Raw genomic sequence first — 24,649 nt, 5'->3', positions numbered from 1 at the left:
GCCTGCGCCGCGCCGCGCGGGCTTGACTCTGGACCATACTCGAGGGTTTAAGCTGCCGCCCATGAACACGCCCAACGCCCCGCACCTGACCATCGGCGCCGTCGCCCAACGCGCCGGCGTCGCCATCGACACCATCCGCTACTACGAGCGCGAGGGGCTGCTGCCGGCGCCGCGCCGGCGCGCCTCCGGCTACCGCGACTACGACGCGGCCGCGGTCGAGCGCCTGCGCTTCATCCGCCGCGCCAAGGAGCTCGGCTTCAGCCTGGACGGGATCCGCGAGTTGCTGGCGCTGTCGGCCGACCGCGAGCGCGGCGTGCGCGGCGTCAAGCAACGCGCCGAGGCGCGCCTCGGCGAGGTCGAGCGGCGCATCCGCGAATTGCAGCGCGTGCACCGCGGGCTGAAGCTGCTGATCGGCGCCTGCCCCGGCCACGGCGCGCTGGAGCGCTGCCCGATCCTGCGCGCGCTGGGCGAGGAGGAACACGCATGAACGCACACGAGCCGCACGCACACGCCGGTCACGGACACGCCCATGGTCACGACGGTTCGGCGGCGGTGGGCGAGCATCGCGTCAGCGACCCCGTCTGCGGCATGCGCGTCGATCCGCACACGGCGAAGCACCGCGCCGAGCACGCCGGGCGGGCCTATTACTTCTGCGCGGCGCGCTGCCGCGAGAAGTTCGTCGCCGACCCTGCGCGCTACCTCGGCGCCGATGCGGACGAACCCGCGGCGCCGGTGCCGGCCGGCACGCTCTACACCTGTCCGATGCATCCCGAGGTGCAGCAGATCGGCCCCGGCCATTGCCCGAAGTGCGGCATGGCGCTGGAGCCGATGCTGCCGACCGCGGAGGAAGACGACAGCGACCTGCGCACGCTGGCGCGGCGCCTGTGGATCTGCGCGGTGCTGACCCTGCCGGTATTGGCCGTGGCGATGGGGCCGCACCTGTTCGGCCTGCACCTGCCGGCGCCGTGGGACCGCCTCGCCGCGTGGACCGAGGCGGCGCTGGCGAGCGTGGTCGTGCTGTGGGGCGGCGCGACGTTCTTCGCGCGAGGCTGGAGGTCGCTGAAGCCGTGGTCGCCCAACATGTACACGCTGATCGCGCTCGGCACCGGCGTGGCCTGGCTGTACAGCGCGGTCGCGTTCGCCGCGCCGGGCGTGTTTCCGCCGGCGTTCCGCGACGCCCACGGCGCGGTCGCGGTGTACTTCGAGGCGGCCGCGGTGATCGTCACCCTGGTGCTGCTGGGCGATTTCCTCGAGCTACGCGCTCGCCGCCGCACCGGCGCGGCGTTGAAGGCATTGCTGGGGCTGGCGCCGAAGACCGCGCGCCGCATCGACGCGGACGGCAGCGAGCGCGACGTGCCGCTGGCCGAGGTGCGCGTCGGCGACGTGCTGCGGGTGCGCCCCGGCGAGAAGGTGCCGACCGACGGCGTGGTGCTGGAAGGCTCAAGCCACGTCGACGAATCGATGCTGACCGGCGAACCGATGCCGGTGGACAAGGCGGCCGGCGACAAGCTGGCCGGCGGCACCGTCAACCAGGACGGCGCGCTGAGCATGCGCGCGGAGAAGGTCGGCGGCGAGACGTTGCTGGCGCAGATCGTCGCGCTGGTGGCGCAGGCGCAGCGCTCGAAGGCGCCGCTGCAGCGCGTCGCCGACCGCGTCGCCGCCTGGTTCGTGCCGGCGGTGGTGGCGGTGGCGGCGCTGGCCTTCGTCGCCTGGGCGGCGCTCGGGCCCGATCCGAAGCTGGCGCACGCGCTGATCGCCGCGGTGTCGGTGCTGATCATCGCCTGTCCGTGCGCGCTCGGTCTCGCCACGCCGATCTCGATCATGGTCGCCAGCGGCCGCGGTGCGCAGGCCGGCGTGCTGTTCCGCGACGCCGCCGCGATCGAGGCGCTGCGCGAGGTCGATACGCTGGTGGTGGACAAGACCGGCACGCTCACCGAAGGCCGGCCGGCCTTGCGCGCGGTGCATGCGCTCGCCGGCTTCGAGGAAGCGCGCGCGCTGGCGCTGGCCGCCGCGCTGGAACAGCCCAGCGAGCATCCGCTGGCGCGCGCGATCGTCGCCGGTGCCGCCGAGCGCGGCGTCGCCATTCCCAAGGCCGGGGACTTCGTCGCGCTGCCCGGCCGCGGCGTGCGCGGCCGCGTCGACGGCCGCGCGGTCGCGCTGGGCAACGCGCGGCTGATGGACGAGCTGCACATCGGCTTCGACGCCGCCGCGCGCGAGCGCGCCGAGGCGCTGCGCGGCGAGGGCGCGACGGTGATGTTCCTCACCGTCGACGGTGCGCCCGCCGCGCTGCTCGCCGTCGCCGACCGCATCAAGCCGAGCACGCCGGAGGCGATCCGCCGCCTGCACGAGGCCGGCCTGCGCATCGTCATGCTGACCGGCGACAACGCCACCACCGCGCAGGCGGTGGCGCGCGAACTCGGCATCGACGCGGTACGCGCCGACGTCTCGCCGGCCGACAAGGTGGCGGTGGTCGAGACGCTGAAACGCGAGGGCCACCGCGTGGCGATGGCCGGCGACGGCGTCAACGACGCGCCGGCGCTGGCCGCCGCCGACGTCGGCATCGCCATGGGCAGCGGCACCGACGTCGCCATGGAGAGCGCGCAGGTGACGCTGGTGAAGGGCGAGCTGACCGCGATCCTGCGCGCCCGCGCGCTGTCGCGAGCCACCGTGCGCAACATCCGCCAGAACCTGTTCTTCGCCTTCGTCTACAACGCGGTCGGCGTGCCGCTGGCGGCGGGCGTGCTGTATCCGCCGTTCGGCCTGCTGCTGTCGCCGATGATCGCCGCGGCGGCGATGAGCCTGTCGTCGGTGTCGGTGGTGTCGAACGCGTTGCGCCTGCGCCGCGCGGCGCCGTGAAAGCGGGCGTGCGGCGCTGCGCCCAGCGCATCCTGCGGTGCCGGAGGTCGGTGCATGAAACTTGAACTCGCGCTCGCGCAATGGCCGATCGGCGCGCCGGCGTCGTTCGGGCACTTCGCCGCGCGCGTCGAGCGCGAGGTCGGTGCCGTCGCGGCGCAGGGCGCGCAGATCGTCGTGCTGCCGGAGTACCTCGCGCTGGAGCCGGCCCACGCGTTCGGCCCCGGGGTGCGCGGCGATCTCGCCGCATCGCTGGCCGCGCTCGACGGCCTGCACGATGCGTGGCGGGCGCTGTTCTCCGGCCTGGCCGCGCGCCATCGCATCCACTTGCTCGCCGGCACGTTCTTCAAACGCACCGATGCCGACCGCTACCGCAACCGCGCCTACCTGTTCGGGCCGGACGGCGCGGCGGCGTGGCAGGACAAGCTGACGTTGACCGGCTTCGAGAAGCAGACCGGCATGATCGAGCCCGGCGACGCGCTGCGCGTGTTCGACACGCGCTTCGGCCGCATCGGCATCGCGGTCTGCTACGACAGCGAATTCCCGCACTACGCGCGTGCGCAGGCCGAGGCCGGCATGCGCCTGCTGCTGGTGCCGAGCAGTACCGACACCGCCGCCGGCGCGACGCGCGTGCGCGTCGGCTGCATGGCGCGCGCGCTGGAGAACCAGGTCTACGTGGCGAAGGCGGTGACCGCCGGCGCCGCGCCGTGGAGCCCCGTGCTCGGCGCCAGCGTCGGCCGTGCCGCGATCTACGCGCCCGCCGAGCGCGGCCTGCCCGACGACGGCATCGTCGCCCAAGCCGAGCCGGGCGCGGCCTGGCTGATCGCGCCGGTCGATTTCGACGCGCTCGACGCCGCGCGCGCCCGCGGCCAGGTCGCCGGCGCGGCCGACTGGGACGCGCAGGAGCGTCCCGGCGTGCTGCGCGCGGCGGTGACGCGCCTCTAGGAACGCTGCTTTCCGCCCGCGGCCTGCGGCGGCCGGCGTCGTGCGCCGGATTCGTGCCTTCCGGCACTGCCGGCATCCGCCGCCGACGCCGCACGATGCCGCGCGCGGCGACCGCGCCGCATCGTAGTCACGGGAGCGGGCATGAAGACGTTCTTCTGCAAGCTGCTGCCGCCGCGGCCGAGCTTTCCTGCGGACATCACGCCGGACGAGATGCTGCTGATGCAGCAGCACGCGCAGTACTGGCGCGGCTGGATGGAGCGCGGCTGCGTGGTCGCCTTCGGACCGGTGGCCGACCCGCGCGGCAGCTACGGCATCGGCATCCTCGAAGTGGAGGACGACGCCGAGTTGCAGCGTTTCACCGCCAACGACCCCGTCACCCTCGCCGACCGCGGCTTCGCCTACGAAGTGCAGCCGATGCCGCGCGGCGCCATGCATCGGCCGTTCGCACAAGCCTGACGCCAGCGGCATAGGGTAGGCCTTAGGCCGCCATTTTCCATTCGGCCACGCTTACTGTGGGCCGAGGCCCGTTCCACGCTTGCTATGGCAACATGGATGAATGTGTAGAATACACAGCATGGACGGCAAGGAAGTTGTCAGGCGATTGGAAAGGGAGGGCTGGGTCGCTGCAGGCGGAAAGGGCGACCACCGCAAGTTCAAACATCCCGACAAGTCCCGTCACGTGGTCGTGCCTCATCCCCGCAAGGATCTGCCGATAGGCACGCTGCGCGCGATCTTTCGGCGGGCAGGTTGGGAGTGGAGGTAATCATGTTGTATCCGGTCTACGTTCATCCCGGCGATGCCAGTCATGCGCATGGCGTCATCGTGCCCGATTTCGCGGGTTGCTTTTCGGCCGCGGATTCGTGGGACGATCTGCCGTCCAAGGTGCAGGAGGCCGTCGAGGTCTACTGCGAAGGCGAGGATGTGGAGATTCCGCAGCCGACCCCTCTCGATGACCTGGTGCATTCGCCGGAGTACTCGGATGGGGTGTGGATGCTGGTCGACATCGACGTCTCGCGCCTCGACACGCGGGCGCGGCGGGTGGACATCACGCTGCCGGGTCGTCTGCTGCGAAAGATCGATGCCTTCGCGGCGCTCCAAGGAGAGTCGCGTTCCGGTTTCCTCGCCCGCGCCGCGGTGATGGCGATGCAGTCGGCGGGCGCGCCTGCAGGGCGACGCACGGTCGTCCGCAGGGCCAAAGCAACCTCGAAAGTGGGGAAGGCCGTGAAGGTGAAGGCGGCTTCTTCGGTATCTTCGCGCGCGCCAAAGAAAGCCCGCCGTGCGCCGTCGACGCGCGCCTTGAAGCAACGCAAGCGAGCACGTCGCAGAACTAGTTAGGATCACGGACGTCGCGATCGCCAGCGCTTGGACGAGCGTGTTCCGGAGCGGCACGTCGAGCGGTTCAAGGCGTGAGGGGCAGGGATGACGGGGTCGTTGACTTGGACATCCGCACGCGCCGCGGCATGGCTGCTGGCGGGCGCCGCCGTGCTGGGCGGCTGCCGGCACGCGGACGTGCGCGTCGATCCGCCCAACCGCGGCGACGTGTCCTACCGCGCGCTGGTCGACCCCGCGCAGAGCCGCTACGTGCTCGAGCCACAGCAGAGTTTCAGCAAACCCGAACCGGTCGACCATCCCGCGCCACCCTATCCGGCGGAACTGCTGCCGCTGCGTCTGCCGCCACAGGCGTTCGCGGCCAAGGTGATCGTCGGCGCCGACGGCCGCGTCGCCGACGTGCGCATGCTCGTCGCGCCCGGCGCATCCGCGCCGCCGCATGCCGACGCATTCGCCACCGCGATCCGCCGAACCGTGATGGCCTGGACCTACACGCCGCTGCGCATCGTCACCTGGGTCGACAGCGACCACGGCGCCAAGGTGCAGCGCGTCGAGACCCTGCCGTTCAGCCTGGACTATGCGTTCACCTTCGCGGTGCAGAACGGCCAGCCGGTGGTGACGAACGCCGCCAAGTGAGGCGCCGCCGCGGAAGGACCCCCGCAAGCTGGCGTTCGCATGATCGCCGTGCGCGCCTGGCCCCGGGACGCTGCGACGTGCTCGCGAAGCCATGCCCGACCTGTCCCTCCACTGGTCCCATGCCGCCGCCTGGATCGGCCAGCACGCGATCGCGCCGGTGCTGGCCGTGCTGCACCTGACCGGACTGACCGACGATCCGGCCGACATCGCCGCGTCGCTGATGATCGCGACGCTGCAGCTGTGCATCATCGGCTTCCTGTTCCGCCCGCTGGAGCGCTGGCTACCGGTCGAGCGCTGGGAGGACCGCCGCTACGCGCGCATCGACTTCCACTACACGTGGCTGATGCTGGTCGGCGTGTTCCCGCTGTTCTCGTTCCTGATCCTGACGCCGTTCGCCAACTGGCTGGCCGGCGGCGCCAGCGCGGGCGGCGGCGGTGCCGGCGGCTTCGACCTGCAGCATCTGTTTCCCTGGCTGGGCCGACACCGCTGGGCGCTGTTCATCGGCTACTACCTCGCCTACGACTGCACCTACTACTGGATGCACCGCGTGCAGCACTGGATCCCGTGGTGGTGGGCGATGCACAGCATGCACCACAGCCAGCGCCAGCTGAGCTGCTGGGCCAACGATCGCAGCAACTACCTGGACGGCGCGCTGCAATCGTTCGTGCTGGCGGCGGTGGGCGTGGCGTTCGGCGTGTCCGCCGACGCGTTCGCCTGGCTGATGCTGCTCGGCGAGCTGGTGCAGAACTTCTCGCACGCCAACGTGCGCATCGGCTTCGGCCCGGTGCTGGAGAAGATCTCCGTCGACCCGAAGTTCCACCGCCTGCACCACATGCGCGTCGATCCGGCGCGGCCGCGCCTGCATGTCTGCAACTACGGCCAGGTGTTCGCGCTCTGGGACGTGCTGTTCGGCACCGCGCTGTACGGCGAGCCGCCGCGGCCGACCGGCGTGGCCGACCCGATGGTCGACCGCGACAACGAACTCGGCCTGGTCGCGCTGCAGATCGAGGGCCTGAAGCGCTTCTGGGGCGCGGTGCGCAGGCTGGATGGTTGGCGGCCGGGCGAGGTCGCCTTCAGCGAGCGCTACGAGCCGATCCGCATCGAGCATGTCGATCTGCGCGCGCTGGCGTCGCGGACCGCGCCGTTCGACGCTGGCGCCGCGCTGGCCGAATAGCGGCGTCCGGCCGTTGCGGTCCCGTCGCGGTTGACGCCCCTGCAAACCGGGGCCGATGATCGGTCGCGGCGGCCGCCGCGAACGCCGGCGGTCCGCCATGCACGATGGCGCTCGTTTCGGGAGGCAGCCATGAAGCAGGCGCTCGCCAGCGACGTGATCGACGCGTTGAGCGTGGAGATCGCCGTGCTCGACCTGCGCGGCACCATCGTCGCGGTCAACGAACCGTGGAAGCGCTTCGCGTGCGCCCACGGCGGCGACGCCGATACGTTCTACGTCGGCGCCAACTACCTCGAGGTCTGCGAAGCCGCAGCGAGGCGCGGCGACGACGGCTACGCGCAGGCCATGCTGGACGGCTTGCGCGGCATCCTGCACGAAGCGCGCGATGGCCACACCATCGAGTACCCGCTGCCGTCGCCCGACGGTCCGCGCTGGTTCGTCGCCCACGTCACCCGCTTGATGCACGAGGGGGCTCCCTATCTCGCCGTCGTGCACGAGGACATCACCGCGCGCAAGCTGGTCGAGCAGCAGCTGCAGGAGGCCGAGGCGCTGCGGCGCAAGGTGCTGGAAGCGCTGCCGGTCGGCGTGTGGATCATGGATGCGCAGGGGCAGATCATCCACGGCAACTCCGCCGGCCAGCGCATCTGGGGCGGCGCGCTGTATGTCGGCCCCGAGCGCTACGGCGAATACAAGGGCTGGTGGCTGGGCACCGGACGGCGCATCGCCGCGGACGAGTGGGCGGCTGCGCGCGCAATCCGCAAGGGCGAGACCTCGATCGACGAGGAGGTCCGCATCGAGTGCTTCGACGGCAGCAGCAAGATCATCCTCAATTCCGGACTGCCGCTGCGCGACGCGGCCGGCGCCATCACCGGCGCGATCATCGTCAACCAGGACATCACCGCGCGCAAGGCGGCGGAGGAGAAGCTGCGCCAGGCCAACGCCGCCATCGACGCGATGAACCGCGAGCTGCAGCAGGTGCTGGCACGCGAGCAGACCAAGGCGCGTACGGACGAACTGACCGGTCTCGACAACCGGCGCTACTTCTTCGAACTGGCCGAGCAGATGTTTGCCGTGTCGCAGCGCTACCGCACGCCGCTCTCGGTGCTGCTGTTCGACATCGACGAGTTCAAGCACTGCAACGACGCCTACGGTCACCAGGCCGGCGACGCGGTGCTGCGACAAGTCGCGGGAATCGCGCGCGGCTACACGCGCGAAGCCGACATCATTGCCCGCTACGGCGGCGAGGAATTCATCGTGATGCTGCCGAACACGGCCGCGGACGGCGCCTGTTCCGTGGCCGAGGCCATGCGCCATGGCGTCGCCGCAGCGGTGCAGCGCATCGATGGTCGCGAGCTGCGCGTGACGATCAGCAGTGGAGTGGCCGAAATCCTGCCCGGTGACGACACGCTGGACCGGCTGGTGCGGCGCGCCGACCAGGCGCTGTACGCCGCCAAGCGCGCCGGGCGCAACTGCGTGCGGATTTACACCGCGGGTTGAGTTCAGGCGAGCAGCGTCGCCCCCGCGCGAGTCACAGCGACAGACTGCCCAGGCCGACTGGGACGCGCAGGAGCGCCCGCGCGTACTGCGCGCCGCGGCCGCCAGGCTCTAGCCGCCGCGGGAGGGACGGGCGCGGCCAAACGGTCGCCCCGCCCGACACGCCTCGATCCGGCGCCGACTCGCGCCATGCGAAGGCCGCGCGGTGCGGGACTCAAGTCGGGCCTGCGACTGCCGACTCAGACGATACGGGACGCTGTGCCGGCATGGAGCGCCGGTAATTTTTTTGCGCGAATCAACCACCGAGTACATCGATATGGCACGTACAGACAAATTTCGTGAGCAGCACGTGGAAATCCTGCGCCTCGCCTCGGAGCTGCGGGCGACCCTGGTCGAGTCGAAGCTCGCCGCGGACGGCGCGGCGTCGAGGTCGCTGCTGTCCAAGCTGCTGGGCAAGCTGACGCTGCACCTGGCCGCCGAGGACCGCCACCTGTATCCCGAGCTGCAGCGCTCGGCGGATGCCGCGGTGGCGACGCTGTCGAAGCGCTTTGCCACGGAGATGGGCGGCATCGCCGCGCAGATCGCCGATTGGGGCAAGCGCTGGCCAACGCCGAACGCGATCAAGGCTGATCCGCGCAAGTTCATGGCCGAATCGAACGGCATCCTCGACATCCTCTGGAACCGGATGCAGCGCGAAAACCGGGAGCTGTATCCGGTGGCCGACCGCGTCTGAGCGGACGCGGTTCGCGAGCGGCGCCGCGCCCTTCGCCGTTCCCGCGGCCAGGGCGAGGGGGCGGCGCAAAGCCTGCGCAGCGGCTTCCGCCCCGCGCATGGTCAGGCCGGCAGCGCTACCCCGGGCACGATCCACAACGACAGGCTGCCGAGCGCGACGCCGATGCCGGCCGCGGCCAGCACGTCGCTTGGGTAGTGCAGCCCCAGCACCACGCGCGAAGCGGCGATCAGCGCGGTGAACGGCAGCAGCAGGACGGCGAGGGCGGGGAAGTAGGCCAGCGCGACGAGGCTGAAGCTGACCGCGTGCAGGGTGTGGCCGGAGGGAAAACTGAACTCGTCCAGCGGCGGCGCGTGCGCGACCACGCCATCGCAGGCGCGGAACGGGCGCGGGCGGCGCGTCCAGCGCTTCAGGCCGCGGTACAGCGCCAGCGCCACCGTGCCGGTGGCCAGCATGTGCAGCGCGGCCTGCACGCCGCGCCCGCCGCCGAGCGCGGCGAAGACCAGCATCAGCGCATACCAGAACGCCCCGTCGCCGAGTCGGCTGATCGCGCCGAAGAAGGCAGCGACCGCGCGACGCGCGCCCCAGCGGTTGGCGGCGACGCACAGGCGCCGGTCAAACCCGGGCAGCGAAAGCGACGTGGCCATGGTCCCGTTCCCGCACGAGCTGCGCGAGCAGCGACTCGAATTCGGCGATCGCCGCCGCGGGCGTCAGCGCGGCGACGGCGCTGCGCGCGTTCCGGCGCAGCGCCTCGCGCAGCGCCGCGTCGAAGCCGAGCGCGAAGGCCGCGGCGACGAAGCCGCGGGCGTCGCCGGCCGGCACGCGCATGCCGCTGATGCCGTCGGCGAGGTGCTCGCGCGCGGCGCCGCGGTCGTAGGCGACGACGGCGAGGCCGCTCGCCATCGCTTCCAGCGTCACGTTGCCGAAAGTCTCGGTGAGGCTGGGAAACAGGAACAGGTCGGCGCTGGCGTAGTGCCGCGCCAGGTCCTCGCCGTGCCGCGTGCCGGCGAAGATGAAGTCGGGGTGGGCCGCCGCCAGCGCGGCGCGCGCGGGACCGTCGCCCACCCACACGTAGCGCGCGTCCGGGACGCGCGCCTGCAGGGTGCGGAACGCGCGCACGGCGAGGTCGAGGTTCTTCTCCGGCGCGATGCGGCCGACGTACAGCACGACCAGGCTGCCGTCGCGGGCGCCCCAGCCGGCGCGCAGCGCGGCGTCGCGGCGCTGCGGATGGAACAGCGCGGTGTCGACCGCGCGGTGCAGCAGGCGCGCGTTGCCGATGCCGAGCGCGGCAAGCTCGTCGGCCAGCGCGCGCGTCGGCACCAACGTGGCCGCGGCGCGCCTGTGGAAACGGCGCAGGTGCGCCCGCACCAGCGGGGTGAGCAGGCCCGCGCCGTAGTGCGCGGCGTAGTCGTCGAAGCGGGTGTGGAAGCCGGTGCAGGCGGGAATGCCGAGGCGGCTCGCTGCGCGCAGCGCGGACCCGCCGAGCGGGCCCTCGGTGGCGACGTAGATCGCGTCCGGGCGCGCGGCGCGCCACGCGTGCCGGAGCCGGCCGCCGGCGGGCAGGCCGAAGCGCAGGCCGGCGTAGCGCGGCAGCGCCACGCCGCGCACGCGGAGCGTGGCGACGCCGGGGTCGGACGCGTCCGCGGGCTGGCGCGGGCGCACTACCTGCACCGCGTGGCCGCGCGCGGCGAGGCCGTGCGCGAGGCCGTGCACGGTCAACGCCACGCCGTTGATCTCGGGCGGGTAGGTCTCGGTGACGATGCTGACGCGCATGCGCGACTCCGGGTCGACTGCCGCCAGCTTGCGGTGCGCGCGTTGCGGCGAGGTGATCGCCGCATGACGCGACGATGACGCTGTCCTTCGACGCGTCGGGCGGGCCCCGCCCGCCGCCCCCGCGATCCGTCGCGCCGTCGCCGCGCGGAATCCGGTGCGACGGCCGCGGCGTTCGGCGTTCGCGGCGACGCGCGCGGTGGAAAGGCGCGGCGCGCGGTCAGCGCAGGCGCATGCGCGCCAGCAGGCCGCGCTGGCCGTCGCCGCCGTCGGCGGCTGCGCCCTCGACGGCAACGTAGCCGAGCGCGTGGTGCGCGTTGACGAAATCGGCGACGTCCTCGACCGGCGCGCCGGAGGCTTCGGCGATCGCGGCGAGCGTGCCGGCCTGCTTCATCATCGCGGTGGCGATGCGGAAGTGGCGCGGGAACTCGCGCTCGATCTGCGGCCAGCGCGTCAGCTTGTAGCTGGCCTGCGGATCGAGCCCCGCGGCCAGCGCGCCGGGCGTGGCGCTGAGCGCGGCGAACCAGCGCAGCCGCGCCAGCGGATGGGCCTGGCCCTGGCGCGCGCGCGCCAGCGCGTCGGCGTCGACCGGCGTCAGCGCGTCGGGCGGCAGGTCGAACAGGGCCTTCAGCGGCTTCAGCATGGCCTCGCCGTAATAGGCATCGCGCTCGGGGTCGAATATCAGCGTCGTGGCGCCGGCGGCCGCGCGGCTCGGGCCGTCCAGGCGCCGCGCCCGCAGCATCCCGCCGATGCTGGACGGCGGCGGCGTCTCCGTCTCGGCCGCGGCCGGTTCAGCCGCCGGCGGCGCCGGTTCGGCGAGGACGGGTTGTGCCGGGGCGGCCGGCGCGGGGGCGGCTGCGTGCGGTTCGGTCACCGGCGCGGGCGCCGCATCTTCCACGTTCGCGGCGGGCGCTTCCGACGGCGCGGCCGGTTCGCTCGCCGCGCGCGCAGCCTCGGCGGCGGCCCGGTGCGCGGCGCGCACGCCGTCGCCAACCGGCATGCCGCGCTCGCCGGCGACCTGCGCCAGCACCGCGGCGAACGCCTGCGGGTCCAGCGGTTTGGCCAGGACCAGGTCGGAATCCTGGGTGTGCACGGCCTCCGTGTAGAGCGCGGTGCGCTTGCCGGTGCCGGTGGCGCGCAGCCAGGCCATATGGCCCCAGACGCTGTCGGTGTCGACCACGATCAGGTCGGCGCCGGACTCGTCGGCCCACAGCCAGAGCTGCGACAACTGCGGGTCCAGGCCGGCGAGCGCCGCCTGGAACTGCGCGGCGTCGTCTTCGGCCACGCCCGAGAGTGCGATCTTGAGAACATGCATGCCGCGGTTTCCCCTGTCACGCTCGAATGCGTCCGGCATTGTAAGGGAAAGTCGCGACGAGTCCCTGTCGCGAGGGCGTCCGCGCTGCGCGCGCCCGGGCGGGGTGCCATGGCGGCATGCGCCCCGGCGCATCGGCGGCGCGGCTTCGATGCGCGTGCGGGATCCGCGCAAGCCGCCGCCGGCCCCGGCCGCTCCGCGGCGTATCATGCGGGCTTCCCGCCACGGAGGATTCGCGATGAACCGCAGCCTGACCGCACTGGCCCTCGTCCTCTGCGCCGCTGGCGCGCTGGCGCAGGGCGCAAGCCCGCTGCCGCGCAGCAAGGCGCCGGACGGCGTAAAGCTTTACTTCATCAGCCCGAAGGACGGCGCCACGGTCGGCCGCGACGTGACCGTGCGCTTCGGCCTGTCCGGCATGGGCGTGGCGCCGGCCGGCACCGACAAGGCCGGCACCGGCCACCACCACCTGCTGGTGGACGTGAAGGAACTGCCGCCGGCCGACCGGCCGATTCCGAAGGACGACCGGCACATCCACTTCGGCAACGGCCAGACCGAAACCGTGCTGCACCTCGCGCCCGGCACGCACACGCTGCAGCTTGACCTCGGCGGCGCCAACCATCTGCAGTTCGATCCGCCGATCGTGTCGCAGCGGATCACCGTCCACGTGAAGTGAGCGACCGCGGCGCCCGGCGCGCTCAGCCGAGCGTCGCGCGCGCGGGCGTCGGCGAGGCGGCGGCCGCCTGGGGGTCGCGCTGCTGCAGCGCCCACAGCGCGGCGTAGCGGCCGCCCTGCGCCAGCAGCGCGGCGTGCGTGCCGCGTTCGACGATGCGGCCGTGGTCGAGCACCAGGATCTCGTCGGCGTCGACGATCGTCGACAGCCGGTGCGCGATGATCAGCGTGGTGCGCCCGCGCGCGATCTCGGCCAGCTCCGCCTGGATCACCTTCTCGGTGCGCGTGTCGAGCGCCGAGGTCGCCTCGTCGAACAGCAGGATCGCCGGCCGCTTCAGCAGCGTGCGCGCGATCGCCACGCGCTGCTTCTCGCCGCCGGACAGCTTCAGGCCGCGCTCGCCGACGGTGCTCTCGTAGCCCAGCGGCAGGCCGACGATGAAGTCGTGGATGTGCGCGGCGCGCGCGGCCGCCTCCACTTCCTCGCGGCTCGCGTCCGGGCGGCCGTAGGCGATGTTGTAGTAGATGGTGTCGTTGAACAGTACGGTGTCCTGCGGGACGATGCCGATCGCCGCGCGCAGCGAGTCCTGCGCGACCGCGCGGATGTCCTGGCCGTCGATCAGGATGCGGCCGCCGCTGACGTCGTAGAAGCGGAACAGCAGGCGCGACAGCGTCGACTTGCCGGCGCCGGTGGCGCCGACCACGGCGACCGTGCGGCCGGGCGGGATGACGAAGTCGACGTCGTGCAGGATCGCGCGCTCGGGGTCGTAGCGGAACGACACGCGCTCGAAGCGCACTTCGCCGCCGCGCAGCGCCAGCGGCTTGGCGCCCGGCGCGTCGCACACCTCGGCATGGGCGTCGAGCAGGTGGAACATGTGCTCCATGTCGGTCAGGCCGCGCTTGATCTCGCGGTAGGTCATGCCGAGGAAGTTCAGCGGCACCGAGAGCTGGATCAGCAGCGCGTTGACCAGCACCAGGTCGCCGAGCGTGAGGCGGCCGGCGACCACGCCCTGCGCGGCCATCGCCATCAGCGCGGTCAGGCCGACGGCGATGATCAGGCTCTGCGTGCCGTTCAGCAGGCCGAGCGAGCTTTCCGTGCGCACCGCGGCTTCCTCGTAGCGGCGCAGGTCCGCGTCGTAGCGCCTGGCCTCGAAGTCCTCGTTGCCGAAGTACTTGACCGTCTCGTAGTTGAGCAGGCTGTCGACCGCGCGCGCGTTGGCGGTGGATTCGACCTGGTGCATCTCGCGCACCATGCGCGTGCGCCACTCGGTGATGCGCACGGTGAGGAAGATGTACAGCCCCATCGTCGCCAGCGTGATCGCGGCGAAGCGCCAGTCGAAGCGTTGCAGCAGCAGCGCGGCAACCAGCGCGATCTCGACCAGGGTCGGGATCACGTTGAAGATCGCGTAGCCGAGCAGGTTGTAGATGCCGCGCGTGCCGCGCTCGATGTCGCGGGCGACGCCGCCGGTGTGGCGGTCGAGGTGGAAGCGCAGGCTGAGCGCGTGCAGGTGGCGGAACGCGGCGATGCCGGACGCGCGCATGGCGTGCTGCGAGACGCGCTCGAACACCAGCTCGCGCAGTTGCGCGAACAGCGTCGCCGACAGGCGCAGCACGCCGTACGCCGCCAGCAGCAGCCCCGGCACCGCGAGCAGCGCGGTGCGCGCGTCGAGGTGATCGACGATCCCCTTCAGCACCAGCGGCACGCCGAGGTTGGCGACCTTGGCGACGATCAGCAGCGACAGCGCCAGCGCGATGCGGCCGGGATAGGCGCGCAGGTACGGCAGCAGCATGCGCAGCGCGCGGCGCTGGCCGTCGGCGGGCAGGGTGTCGGATGCGGCGTTCATGGGCGGCCTGTCGGGGTGCCGCGAGGACATGGGGGCGCCGGCGGGCGGCTTCCAGCGTCCCGCGCGCGGAGTTTGATTAGACTATGCGCCTTTTCCGCATCGATCCGCCGGCCCCGCGATGACCGTACGCACCCGCTTCGCCCCCAGTCCCACCGGCTATCTGCACATCGGCGGCGCGCGCACCGCGCTGTACTGCTGGCTGGAAGCCCGCCATCGCGGCGGCCAGTTCATCCTGCGCATCGAGGACACCGACCGCGAGCGCTCCACCGAGGCCGCGGTCAGGGCGATCCTCGACGGCATGCAGTGGCTGGGCCTGCAGCACGACGAGGGCCCGTACTACCAGACCCTGCGCATGGACCGCTACCGCCAGGTCGCCGAGGACATGGTCCGCGCCGGCAAGGCCTACCGCTGCTACTGCTCGCGCGAGCGCCTCGACGCGCTGCGCGAGGAGGCGATGGCGAAGGGCCTGAAGCCGCGCTACGACGGCCACTGCCGCACGCACGGCGAGCCGGTGCCCGGCGTCACGCCGGTGATCCGCTTCCGCAACCCGGACGGCGGCACGGTGGTGTTCGACGACAAGGTGAAGGGCCGCGTCGAGTGGTCGAACGAGGAACTGGACGACCTGGTGATCTTCCGCTCCGACGGCTTCCCCACCTACAACTTCGCGGTGGTGGTCGACGACATCGACATGAAGATCACCGACGTGATCCGCGGCGACGACCACGTCAACAACACGCCGCGGCAGATCAACATCTACCACGCGCTGGGCGCGCCGGTGCCGGCGTTCGCGCACCTGCCGATGATCCTCGACAAGGACGGCAAGAAGTTGTCCAAGCGCACCAACGCGGTCGGCGTGATGGAGTACCGCGACGCCGGCTACCTGCCGCACGCGCTGCTGAACTACCTGGTGCGGCTCGGCTGGTCGCACGGCGACCAGGAGATCTTCTCGGTCCAGCAGATGATCGACCTGTTCGACATCGCCGACGTCAACAAGTCCGCCTCGCGCTTCGATACCGAGAAACTCGGCTGGCTGAACCAGCAGTACCTGAAGAACGACGATCCGCTGGAGATCGTCCCGCACTTCGACTGGCACCTGCGCGCGGCCGGCATCGACCCGGCCGCCGGCCCGGATCCGGCCGACGTGATCGTCGCGCTGCGCGACCGCGTGCAGACGCTGAAGGAGATGGCCGAGCGCGCGCGCATCTGGTACGCGCCGATCGAGCACTGGGACGAGAAGGCCGTGCAGAAGCACCTCAGGGCCGACGGCGCCGCCGCCGTGCTGGCCGCCGCGCGCGCGCGCTTCGCGGCGCTGCCGTCGTGGACGCCCGAGTGCGTGCACAAGGCGATCGAGGCGGTCGCGGCCGAGCTCGGCGTCGGCATGGGCAAGATCGCGCAGCCGCTGCGCGTGGCGATCACCGGCACCCAGGTGTCGCCGTCGATCGAGCACACGGTCTACCTCGCCGGGCAGAGCAACGCGCTCAGGCGCATCGACGACGCGATCGCGCGCGCGGCGGGCTGAGCCCGCGCGCGATGCCGCGCCCACTATCGAGCAGGATGCGGTGAGGCAGGGCCGAACCGCATCGACCACCCATCGGCGCGGCGCGCTGCGCGCCGCCCCCTCTCCGCATGCGGCGGGGGACGAGATCGGAGCGAGGGTTTGCCATGAGCGACCTGCTGGCCAGCGCGCTGAACGGCGTGGACCTCGATGCGCCGGATGCGGCGTGGCAGATCTTGCGCAACCTGATGGCGCTGCTGCCGTGGTGGCCGCTGTTGTGGTTCACCGTGGCGTGCGTCGCGGTCGGCGCGCTGATCGGCTGGCGGCGCGGGCGTTTCTGGCACGGCGTGGCGTGGGCGCTGCTGCTCGGCCCGTTCGGCTGGATCGTGCCGCTGGCGCTGCCGAAGCGCACGCCCGCGGCGACGCCCCCGCGCGGCCGCCCCGGCTGAAAGGCGCCGCCCGGCGCGGTGTTATGATCGCGACGAGGTCGACCGCATGAATCCTGCTGCGCGCCACCATTCGCATCACCGCCACGCGCACGAGCCGGATGCCGCCGATTTCGTGCGCGAGGTCGAGGCGGCCTGCGAGAGCCGCGCGCTGCGCCTGACCCCGCTGCGCCGCGAGGTGCTGGAACTGGTCGCCGCCGCGAACAAGCCGATCAAGGCCTACGATCTGCTCGACCGGCTGCGCGACCGCCACGGTTCCGCCGCGCCGCCGACCGTCTACCGCGCGCTCGACTTCCTGCTCGAACAGGGCTTCATCCACAAGCTCGAGTCGATCAACGCGTTCGTCTCCTGCCACCACCCGGCGGAAGCGCACCAGGTACCGTTCCTGATCTGCGACGTGTGCTCCAGCGCGGTCGAGCTGTGCGACGAGGGCGAGGTCGCCGACCTGATCGAGGCGCAGGCCAAGGCGCTGGGCTTCCGCGCCAAGGCGCAGACGCTGGAAGTGCACGGCGTCTGCCGGCAGTGCCGCAGCGCATAGCCGGCGCCAATCGCAACGGCGATCAGAAGTCCTTCTGCAGGCCGAGGTACACGCCGCGGCGCGGGCCGAACTGCGGCGCGCCGACGCCGATGCCGCTGCCGTCGCGCAACTGGTAGACGCGGTCGAAGGCGTTGATCAGCGACAGGCGCGCGTCCAGCCTGCCGATCTGCGGCAGGTCGAAGCCGTGCGTCACGCTGAGGTCGAGCTGGAAGTACGACGGCAGCGAGGCGGTGTTGGCGAAGTCCTTGCGCAGGCCGCTGCCGTAGATGTAGTCGGCGCCGATGCGCGTGGCCTCGTCGATCGCGTAGGTGAAGCCGCCGGACGAGGCGAGCTTCTGGTCGTGGTCGAGGTGCACCCAGTGGTTCGCGATGTAGGCCAGTTCGTCCGCGTCGAAGTTGTACTCGCCGGACTCGATCTGCTTGCCCATGGCGCGGCTGCTGGTCAGGTTGAAGTAGGCGGTCCAGGGGCCGTTGGCGTAGCTGGCGGTGAACTCCGCGCCGCGCACCTTGCCGCGCGCGTAGTTGAACGGCGAGAACACCAGCGCGGCGCCGAACTGGCCTTCGTCCTGCAGGTTCTTCACTTCGCGGTAGTAGGCGTCGAGGCCGAGCGTCAGGTGCGCGCCGACCTGCTGCTGCACGCCGACGTCGTAGTAGCTGGAGCGCTCGGACTTGACGTCGGTGTTGACGTCGCCGGGCAGCTGGTTGGTGGTGCCCTGGAACAGCGCGATGTCGGCCGGCGCGATCAGCTCGGTCGGCGGCGGCGTGAAATAGCGGGCGAAGCCGGCGTGCAGCGTGGTGCTGTCGGTCGCCTGGTACACGAGGCCGAAGCGCGGGCTCACCTGGCCTTCCTTGATGAACGCGCTGACCTTGTCGGCGCGCACGCCGAAATTGGCGGTCAGCTTGTCGGTGAGCTGCCACTCGTCCTGCACGTAGGCGCCGTACTGGTGGCCGATCTTGCGGCTGTCGTCGACGATGCCGATCGGCGTGGTGCTGGTCTGGTTGCCGTCGGCATCGGCCGGGAACACCAGCGCGTCGTTGCTCGACAGCGCACGCTCCTGGCTGGCGTAGATGCCGTAGCGCAGCGTGTGGTTCTCGCCGAGCGGCGAGGACAGGTCGGCCTGCAGCGTGTTGGCACGGTTGCCGCGGCCGACGTCGGAGGCGACGCCGTTGAACATCAGGTCGCCGATCACGTCCGGCGTGAAATCCACGCTGGAGTAGCGCTGGCCGAGCGCGACCTGGTAGTCGGTCGCGCCCAGCTTGCCCTGCAGCGAGGCGATGCCGAAGCGGGTCTTCTCGCGCTGGCGTTCGTTCAAGGTCGCCGAGTCGAAGTCGTTGATGTTGCCGTAGACGAAGGTCGGCTGCTGGTCGGGATTGTTTGGGATCTCGAAACGGTTGTCGGTGATGCCGAACATGAAGCCGAGGCGCGTCGTGTCGTTCAGCAGGTACGACAGGTAACCGAACGCCTTGGTCTGGTGCGTGCGGTCGTGGATGGCGTTGCGCGAGGGCGTCGGATTCTCGATGCCGATGTCGCTCTGCAGGTAGTTGGCGGTGAAATACCAGGCCAGGCGGCCATCGCTGCCGTACCACTGCGCGCTCGGGTTGAGCGTGCCGAACGAGCCGCCCAACAGGCCGACGCTGCCGCCGTTGCCCTGCTGCGCGCCCGATTTGGTGGTGATGTCGACGACGCCGGCGGTGCGGTAGCCGTACTGCGCGGGCAGCGCGCCGGTGAGCAGCCTCACCGAGTCGATGGTGCGCGTGTCCAGCGTCTGCCCGAAGCCGCTGATGCTCTCCGGGATGATGATGCCGTTGATGCGGTACTGCAGGTTGCCGTGGTCGCCGCGCACGTGCAGTTGGCCGAACGAGTCCTGCACCACGCCGGGCGCCTGCAGCAGCAGTTCGTTCAGCGGCGTGGCGTCGCCCAGCGGCAGCTGCTGGATCGACTTGCGGTCGAACACGTACTCGCTGCTGCCGGTGCTGGGCGACAGGCCGTTGCGTGCCAGGTCCAGTACGCCGCTCACCTGCACCGCTTCCAGCTGCGTGGTCTTGCCGGAGGAGGCGGTGCCCTGGTCGGGCGTCGCGGCGGCGCTGCTCTCGCCGCTCGGTGCGGCGGGATCGGCTTGCTGGGCGTGGGCGGCGGAAGCGAGCGCGGCGGTCAGGGCCAGCGCGAGCAGGGTGGGACGCATGCGGGACTCCGGTAGGACAGGGTTGGTGTTTGTAATGTTATAATGTAACATATACGGAACGCACCCTGCCGGAAGTCACTACCATCGCCTGGGTCATGAACAACTTGCCGGAAGACTCTCGCCCCGAACTGCCCTGGTGGCGCCACGCCGATCGCGTCGGCGCGACCGCGTCGCTGCTCTGCGCCGTGCACTGCGCGGCGCTGCCGTTCGTGCTGGCGCTGCTGCCGGCGCTCGGTCTCGGCTTTCTCGCCGATCATGGTTTCGAGCGCGGCTTCGTCGTCTTCGCCTGCACGCTGGCGGCGCTGACCATTTGGAACGGCTACCGCCGCCACCGCAGCGGGCGCGCGTTCGTGCTGCTGCTGCCGGGCATCGCGCTGCTGCTGGCCGGCCTCGCCGTGGATCTCGGCCGCGCACCCGCGTGGCACGCGACGCTGATCGCCACCGGCGGCTTCCTTGTCGCGCTCGCCCACGTCGCCAACCTGCGGCTGATGCGCCTGCACGTGCACGATGCGCAGTGCGGCTGCGTGCCGACCTGAACGCCGCGTACCGCTGCAATTGTGTAACGGTACCGCGGTTGCCTAGCATCGACCGCAGATGAACGGCCATCCTTCTCACGCCCACGAGCATGGGCACGATCATGCGCACGCGCCGCGCGGCGCGCGCACGCTGCTGATCGCGTTCGTGCTGACCGCGCTGATGCTGGCCGCCGAGGCGGTGGGCGGCTGGTGGTCGGGCTCGCTGGCGCTGTTGGCCGATGCCGGCCACATGCTGGTCGACGCGCTGGCGCTGCTGCTGGCGTTCCTCGGCGCGCACTTCGCGCGGCGACCCGCCGACGCGCGGCGCAGCTTCGGCTACGCACGCCTGGAGGTACTGGCCGGCTTCGTCAACGCGCTGACCCAGCTCGTGCTGGTGGCGTGGATCGCCTACGAGGCGGCGGTGCGCCTGCGCCAGCCGCAGCCGATCCTGTCCGGCGTGATGCTGTCGATCGCGCTGCTCGGCCTCGGCGTCAACGCGCTGGTGCTGCGCAGCCTGCACGGCCACGACGCCGACGACGTCAACGCCGCCGGCGCCAGCCTGCACGTGCTCGGCGACCTGCTCGGCTCGGTCGCGGCGATCGTCGCCGCGCTGCTGGTGCGCTACGCCGGCTGGCTGTGGGCGGACCCGCTGCTGTCGCTGCTGGTTTCGCTGTTGATCCTGCGCAGCGCCTGGAGCCTGCTGCGCCGCTCCGCGCACATCCTGCTGGAAGGCGTGCCCGAAGGCGTCGAGCCGCAGGCGCTGGCCGCGGCGCTGCACGCCGCCGATCCCGACGTCGCCGACATCCACCACCTGCACGTCTGGCAGATCGCCTCCGGCTCGCGCGTGGCGACACTGCACGCGCGCGTCTGCGAGGGCGCCGATACCCACGCCGCCCTGCTGGCGATCAAGCGCGTGCTGCGCGACCGCTACGGCATCGCCCACGCGACCGTGCAGATCGAGGCGCAGGCGTGCCCGGACAGCGAGCACGCCTGCCGCGGGCACGACCTGCGCTGAACGCGGATCCCGGCGCCGGCACCGGCGCACAGGCGGCAAGTGTCCGCGCCGGCGCCCGGGCTAGGCGGCCGGCAGTCGCGCTGCTATCCTGACCGGCCATCGCAAATACCCGAGACTTAAGGAGTTCCCATGGGCAAGGGCGACCGCAAGACGACCCGCGGCAAGATCTACGCCGGCAGCTACGGCAACACCCGCCCGCACAAGGTGAAGACCGTCGTGGCGACCAGGACCGTGGCCGCCAAGCCGGCGGTCAAGAAGCCGGCGGTGAGGAAGAAGCCCGCCTGAGCGGGCCGGCCGAACCAAGAAAAAAGCCCCCGCATGCGGGGGCTTTTTTGTTTACGCGACGGCGTGGAGGAGAGAGGGACGGAGAGCCGAACGCGTGAACGGGGTCACCAGGCTACGGTCATGTACACCACGTCCGTGTAGCGGCCGGAGGGTTGCAGCTTGCCCAGCTTGAGCGCGCCGTAAACCGGCAGCTGCTCGTCCTTGCCGTTGCCCACGCCGCGCAGTTCCGCGCCGGAGTTCAGCGGGCCGATCGGGTGGGTGCGCGCGCTGTCCGCATACAGTTGATAGGCGATCTGCGCGCTGCCGTTGTCCATCTGCCGCTGCGAGCCTTGCGCATGGCGGCCATAGTCGAAGCCGACCGCGTAGGCGCGGTCGCGCGAGCAGCGCACGGTGACGGCGGTCTCGGCCTGCGCCGTGCCGGCTTCCTGGGAAACGTTGCCGAAGGAAAGTTCGTTGCCGGTGGACTGGATGCGGCAGGATTCGACCACGTTTACCGAGACGGCAAGTTCGCCCGTGTTCTGGTTCGTGGCGAACGCGGCGTTCGCGAAGAGCAGCAGCATGGCGGCGATGATGACGTTGCGCATGTCGATATCCCTGTGTGTCGCGGGGCTATCGTCACGCTTGCGCTGCGCCCAGGTTGTGAGTGGGCCGGCAACGTGGCGCACCGTTGCAGATCGTTACGATCAACCTGCTCGAGTGCGCAAAATTGTGGCTCTTGCGGGGTGCTGCGTTACACGGCGTTTCATTGCGTGTGCGCCAGATCACAATCCGGCGCCGGTCGCGGACGGATGGACGTCCACTCGCCATAAGTAAAATGTGGAACAGTTCACATATGGGCGGCGCGCCGGGTTGCCGCGAGCCCGCCGCCTGCGCTCAGCGCGACGGCTCGGCGTGAAGGTCGGCGCCGGCGACGATCACGCGCCGCGCCAGCCCGCCGCCGATCCAGTAGCACAGCTCGGCGGGCTGGCCGATGTCCCAGACCACCAGGTCGGCGCGCCGGCCGACCGCCAGCGTGCCGCGATCGGCGAGGCCGAGCGCGCGCGCGGCGTGCGCGGTGGCGCCGCGCAGCGCTTCCTCGGGCGTCAGCCGGAACAGCGTGCAGGCCATGCTCATGGCGAGGCGCAGCGACAGCAGCGGCGAGGTGCCGGGGTTGAGGTCGGTCGCCACCGCGATCGGCACGCCGTGCGCGCGCAGCGCGGCGACCGGCGGCAGGCGCGTCTCGCGCAGCGCGTAGTACGCGCCGGGCAGCAGCACGGCGACGGTGCCGGCGCGCGCCATCGCGCGCACCGACGCCTCGCTGGTCCATTCGAGATGGTCGGCGGACAGCGCAGCGAACTCCGCAGCCAGCGCGGCGCCGCCGAGGTCGGAGAGCTGGTCGGCGTGCAGCTTGACCGGCAGGCCCAGCGCGCGGGCGCGCGCGAACACGCGGCGGGTTTCCTCCGGCGTGAAGCCGATGCCCTCGCAGAACGCATCGACCGCGTCGGCCAGTTCTTCCTCGGCCAGTGCCGGCAGCATGGTGTCGCAGACCAGCGCCACGTAGGCCGCGCGATCGTCGGCGAATTCCGGCGGCAGCGCGTGCAGGCCGAGGAAGCTGGTGCGCACGCCGATGCCGAGTTCGGCGCCGAGGCGCCGCGCCACGCGCAGCATGCGCCGCTCGGTCTCCGGCTCCAGGCCGTAGCCGGACTTGATCTCCAGCGTGGTCACGCCGTCGGCGACGAGGGCGCGCGCGCGCGGCAGCGCCTGCGCCAGCAGCGCGTCCTCGCCGGCGGCGCGGGTGGCGCGCACGCTGGAGACGATGCCGCCGCCGGCGCGGGCGATCTGCTCGTAGCTGGCGCCTTCCAGGCGCATCTCGAACTCGCCGGCGCGCTGGCCGCCGAACACCAGGTGCGTGTGGCAGTCGATCAGGCCGGGCGTGATCCACGCGCCGTTCGCCGATTCGACCTGCGCCGCCAGTTCGTCGGGTTTGCCGGGCAGCGCATCCATGCGGCCGACGAAGGCGAGCGCGCCGTCCTTCCACGCGATCGCCGCGCGCTCGATCGCGCCGTACGGCGCGCCGGTGTCGGTCAGCGTGGCGAGGTTGGCGTCGAGCAGCAGATGGTCCCAGGGACGGTTCATCGCGACGATTCCGGTGTCGGAGGGCGGCGGGGCGCGCGTCGCCGGATTATTGCAGACGCCGGCGCCATGCTGCCGCCGTCGCTGAACGCCGCCGAACGCCGCGCGACTGCGCGCTGGCAATGCGCGGCGCGCATCGCTAGCCTGCACCGATCGCTTCGGGAGCACCGCATGTCCGACACCGTCCATCGCGCCGAACACGCCTGGCTGCCGGCAGGCTGGTCCGGCGGCACGCGCATCGGGATCGGCGCCGACGGCCGCTTCGCCCGCATCGACGGCGCGCCCGGCGACGGCGCCGCGCTCGGCCGCTTCGTGCTGCCTGGCATGCCCAACCTGCACTCGCACGCGTTCCAGCGCGCGATGGCCGGGCTCGCCGAGCGCCGCGGCCGCGACGACGACAGCTTCTGGAGCTGGCGCGAGACCATGTACGCCTTCGCCGGCCGCGTCGGCCCGGACGAGCTGCGCGCGATCGCCGCGCAGCTCTACGTGGAGATGCTCAAGGCCGGCTACACGCAGGTCTGCGAATTCCACTATTTGCACCATCGCCCGGACGGCACGCCCTACGCGCCGGCCGAGGCGATGTCGCTGGCGCTGGTGGAGGCGGCGCGCGAGGCCGGCATCGGCCTGACCCTGCTGCCGACGCTGTACATGACCGGCGGCTTCGACGGCCGGCCGCTGTCGGAACGGCAGCGCCGCTTCGGCCACGCGGTCGATGCGTTCCTCGCGCTGGTCGAGCGCCTGCGCAAGCACGAGGGACCGATGCTGCGCGTCGGCATCGCGCTGCATTCGCTGCGCGCGGTGCCCGAGGCCGCGCTGCGCGAGGTGCTGGCGGCGGAAGTCGCGCGCCAGTGCCCGATCCACATCCATATCGCCGAGCAACTCGGCGAGGTGCAGGACTGCCTGGCGGTGCGCCGGGCGCGCCCGGTCGAATGGCTGCTCGACCACGCGCCGGTGGACGCGCGCTGGTGCCTGGTGCACGCCACCCACATGACCGAGCAGGAAACCCGCGGCGTCGCCGCGCGCGGCGCGGTCGCCGGCCTGTGCCCGACCACCGAGGCCAACCTCGGCGACGGCCTGTTCCGGCTCGGCGAATACCTCGACGCCGGCGGGCGGCTGGGCATCGGCTCCGACTCGCACATCTCGGTGTCGCCGGTGGAGGAGCTGCGCTGGCTGGAATACGGCCAGCGCCTGCAGACCCGCCACCGCAACGTCGCCGCGCGCACGCCCGGCGCCAGCGTCGGCGAGACGCTGTGGGCGGCCGCGCTGGACGGCGGCGCGCGCGCGTCCGGCGTCGCGCTGGGCGCGCTCGCC

The 24,649-nt window shown here is 71.8% G+C and carries 25 protein-coding genes; 18 read left to right on the top strand and 7 right to left on the bottom strand.

Annotation, left to right across the window (positions count from 1 at the left end; translation table 11 throughout):
• Positions 1 to 61 precede the first annotated feature (61 nt).
• The 10 genes from ABFC67_RS09175 to ABFC67_RS09130 all read left to right on the top strand — a co-directional run bounded on the left by ABFC67_RS09175 (position 62) and on the right by ABFC67_RS09130 (position 9,161).
• Positions 62 to 487, top strand: a complete 426-nt coding sequence (locus ABFC67_RS09175; protein ID WP_346737704.1) for a heavy metal-responsive transcriptional regulator — start codon at positions 62 to 64, stop codon at positions 485 to 487.
• Entirely contained in the window at positions 484 to 2,856 is a 2,373-nt protein-coding gene (locus tag ABFC67_RS09170; protein ID WP_346737703.1) for a heavy metal translocating P-type ATPase, read from the top strand. Before ABFC67_RS09175 ends, ABFC67_RS09170 begins: the two co-directional genes overlap by 4 nt.
• A gap of 54 nt (positions 2,857 to 2,910) precedes the next feature.
• Positions 2,911 to 3,798: a carbon-nitrogen hydrolase family protein gene (locus tag ABFC67_RS09165; RefSeq protein ID WP_346737701.1), complete on the top strand. Its 888-nt coding sequence runs from the start codon at positions 2,911 to 2,913 to the stop codon at positions 3,796 to 3,798.
• Between the two features lie 141 nt (positions 3,799 to 3,939).
• Complete coding sequence (locus ABFC67_RS09160) at positions 3,940 to 4,254, top strand: YciI family protein (protein WP_346737700.1); 315 nt, start codon at positions 3,940 to 3,942, stop codon at positions 4,252 to 4,254.
• A 118-nt stretch (positions 4,255 to 4,372) separates the two neighbouring features.
• A complete protein-coding gene (locus ABFC67_RS09155) occupies positions 4,373 to 4,561 on the top strand; it encodes a type II toxin-antitoxin system HicA family toxin (protein ID WP_346737698.1) in 189 nt (62 codons plus the stop codon).
• 2 nt (positions 4,562 to 4,563) lie between these two features.
• A complete protein-coding gene (locus tag ABFC67_RS09150) occupies positions 4,564 to 5,133 on the top strand; it encodes a type II toxin-antitoxin system HicB family antitoxin (RefSeq protein ID WP_346737697.1) in 570 nt (189 codons plus the stop codon).
• A 96-nt stretch (positions 5,134 to 5,229) separates the two neighbouring features.
• Positions 5,230 to 5,763: a hypothetical protein gene (locus ABFC67_RS09145; protein WP_346737696.1), complete on the top strand. Its 534-nt coding sequence runs from the start codon at positions 5,230 to 5,232 to the stop codon at positions 5,761 to 5,763.
• Positions 5,764 to 5,854: 91 nt separating this feature from the next.
• Complete coding sequence (locus ABFC67_RS09140; RefSeq protein ID WP_346737695.1) at positions 5,855 to 6,937, top strand: sterol desaturase family protein; 1,083 nt, start codon at positions 5,855 to 5,857, stop codon at positions 6,935 to 6,937.
• Positions 6,938 to 7,066: 129 nt separating this feature from the next.
• Positions 7,067 to 8,431, top strand: coding sequence for a diguanylate cyclase (locus ABFC67_RS09135; protein ID WP_346737694.1), 1,365 nt, complete (start codon positions 7,067 to 7,069; stop codon positions 8,429 to 8,431).
• A 313-nt stretch (positions 8,432 to 8,744) separates the two neighbouring features.
• Positions 8,745 to 9,161, top strand: coding sequence for a hemerythrin domain-containing protein (locus tag ABFC67_RS09130; RefSeq protein ID WP_346737693.1), 417 nt, complete (start codon positions 8,745 to 8,747; stop codon positions 9,159 to 9,161).
• Positions 9,162 to 9,262: 101 nt separating this feature from the next.
• Here ABFC67_RS09130 and ABFC67_RS09125 read toward each other — a convergent pair whose 3' ends face one another.
• The 3 genes from ABFC67_RS09125 to ABFC67_RS09115 form a co-directional block, all read right to left on the bottom strand.
• Positions 9,263 to 9,805, bottom strand: a complete 543-nt coding sequence (locus ABFC67_RS09125; protein WP_346737692.1) for a phosphatase PAP2 family protein — start codon at positions 9,803 to 9,805, stop codon at positions 9,263 to 9,265.
• Positions 9,774 to 10,931 (bottom strand): glycosyltransferase family 1 protein, encoded by a 1,158-nt coding sequence (locus ABFC67_RS09120; protein ID WP_346737691.1) that lies wholly within the window; start codon positions 10,929 to 10,931, stop codon positions 9,774 to 9,776. Before ABFC67_RS09120 ends, ABFC67_RS09125 begins: the two co-directional genes overlap by 32 nt.
• A gap of 217 nt (positions 10,932 to 11,148) precedes the next feature.
• Complete coding sequence (locus tag ABFC67_RS09115) at positions 11,149 to 12,243, bottom strand: hypothetical protein (RefSeq protein WP_346737690.1); 1,095 nt, start codon at positions 12,241 to 12,243, stop codon at positions 11,149 to 11,151.
• Between the two features lie 235 nt (positions 12,244 to 12,478).
• On the opposite strand from ABFC67_RS09115, the gene ABFC67_RS09110 reads away from it, so the two are divergent.
• Positions 12,479 to 12,913: a DUF4399 domain-containing protein gene (locus ABFC67_RS09110; protein WP_346737689.1), complete on the top strand. Its 435-nt coding sequence runs from the start codon at positions 12,479 to 12,481 to the stop codon at positions 12,911 to 12,913.
• Between the two features lie 22 nt (positions 12,914 to 12,935).
• Here ABFC67_RS09110 and ABFC67_RS09105 read toward each other — a convergent pair whose 3' ends face one another.
• Positions 12,936 to 14,750 (bottom strand): ABC transporter ATP-binding protein/permease, encoded by a 1,815-nt coding sequence (locus ABFC67_RS09105; RefSeq protein WP_346737688.1) that lies wholly within the window; start codon positions 14,748 to 14,750, stop codon positions 12,936 to 12,938.
• Between the two features lie 118 nt (positions 14,751 to 14,868).
• Between ABFC67_RS09105 and gltX the strand changes: the two genes are divergently transcribed.
• The 3 genes from gltX (at position 14,869) to ABFC67_RS09090 (ending at position 17,229) form a co-directional block, all read left to right on the top strand.
• A complete protein-coding gene (gene gltX / locus ABFC67_RS09100) occupies positions 14,869 to 16,269 on the top strand; it encodes a glutamate--tRNA ligase (RefSeq protein WP_346737687.1) in 1,401 nt (466 codons plus the stop codon).
• A gap of 143 nt (positions 16,270 to 16,412) precedes the next feature.
• On the top strand, positions 16,413 to 16,694 hold the full coding sequence (locus ABFC67_RS09095; protein WP_346737686.1) for a hypothetical protein: 282 nt from the start codon (positions 16,413 to 16,415) through the stop codon (positions 16,692 to 16,694).
• A gap of 46 nt (positions 16,695 to 16,740) precedes the next feature.
• Positions 16,741 to 17,229: a transcriptional repressor gene (locus tag ABFC67_RS09090; RefSeq protein ID WP_346737685.1), complete on the top strand. Its 489-nt coding sequence runs from the start codon at positions 16,741 to 16,743 to the stop codon at positions 17,227 to 17,229.
• A 22-nt stretch (positions 17,230 to 17,251) separates the two neighbouring features.
• Here the strand turns inward: ABFC67_RS09090 and ABFC67_RS09085 are convergent, their stop codons facing one another.
• Positions 17,252 to 19,411: a TonB-dependent receptor gene (locus ABFC67_RS09085; RefSeq protein WP_346737683.1), complete on the bottom strand. Its 2,160-nt coding sequence runs from the start codon at positions 19,409 to 19,411 to the stop codon at positions 17,252 to 17,254.
• Positions 19,412 to 19,506: 95 nt separating this feature from the next.
• Here ABFC67_RS09085 and ABFC67_RS09080 point away from each other — a divergent pair, with 95 nt between their 5' ends.
• The 3 genes from ABFC67_RS09080 (at position 19,507) to ABFC67_RS09070 (ending at position 21,226) form a co-directional block, all read left to right on the top strand.
• Positions 19,507 to 19,947, top strand: coding sequence for a MerC domain-containing protein (locus tag ABFC67_RS09080; RefSeq protein WP_346737682.1), 441 nt, complete (start codon positions 19,507 to 19,509; stop codon positions 19,945 to 19,947).
• 58 nt (positions 19,948 to 20,005) lie between these two features.
• A complete protein-coding gene (locus ABFC67_RS09075; RefSeq protein WP_346737681.1) occupies positions 20,006 to 20,941 on the top strand; it encodes a cation diffusion facilitator family transporter in 936 nt (311 codons plus the stop codon).
• 129 nt (positions 20,942 to 21,070) lie between these two features.
• Positions 21,071 to 21,226, top strand: a complete 156-nt coding sequence (locus tag ABFC67_RS09070) for a 30S ribosomal protein THX (RefSeq protein ID WP_346737680.1) — start codon at positions 21,071 to 21,073, stop codon at positions 21,224 to 21,226.
• Between the two features lie 104 nt (positions 21,227 to 21,330).
• On the opposite strand, the gene ABFC67_RS09065 is transcribed toward ABFC67_RS09070, so the two are convergent.
• Positions 21,331 to 21,891, bottom strand: coding sequence for a spore coat U domain-containing protein (locus ABFC67_RS09065; protein WP_346737679.1), 561 nt, complete (start codon positions 21,889 to 21,891; stop codon positions 21,331 to 21,333).
• Between the two features lie 208 nt (positions 21,892 to 22,099).
• Entirely contained in the window at positions 22,100 to 23,341 is a 1,242-nt protein-coding gene (gene hutI, locus ABFC67_RS09060) for an imidazolonepropionase (RefSeq protein ID WP_346737678.1), read from the bottom strand.
• Between the two features lie 168 nt (positions 23,342 to 23,509).
• Between hutI and ABFC67_RS09055 the strand changes: the two genes are divergently transcribed.
• A partial coding sequence (locus ABFC67_RS09055) for a formimidoylglutamate deiminase (protein WP_346737677.1) occupies positions 23,510 to 24,649 on the top strand: 1,140 nt, incomplete at its 3' end.

It is taken from the genome of Mizugakiibacter sp. (genome assembly GCF_039680435.1).
Lineage (GTDB): Bacteria > Pseudomonadota > Gammaproteobacteria > Xanthomonadales > Rhodanobacteraceae > Mizugakiibacter.
The sequence above is the reverse complement of the archived record's forward strand: the minus strand, read 5'-3'. Positions and strand labels throughout refer to the sequence as shown.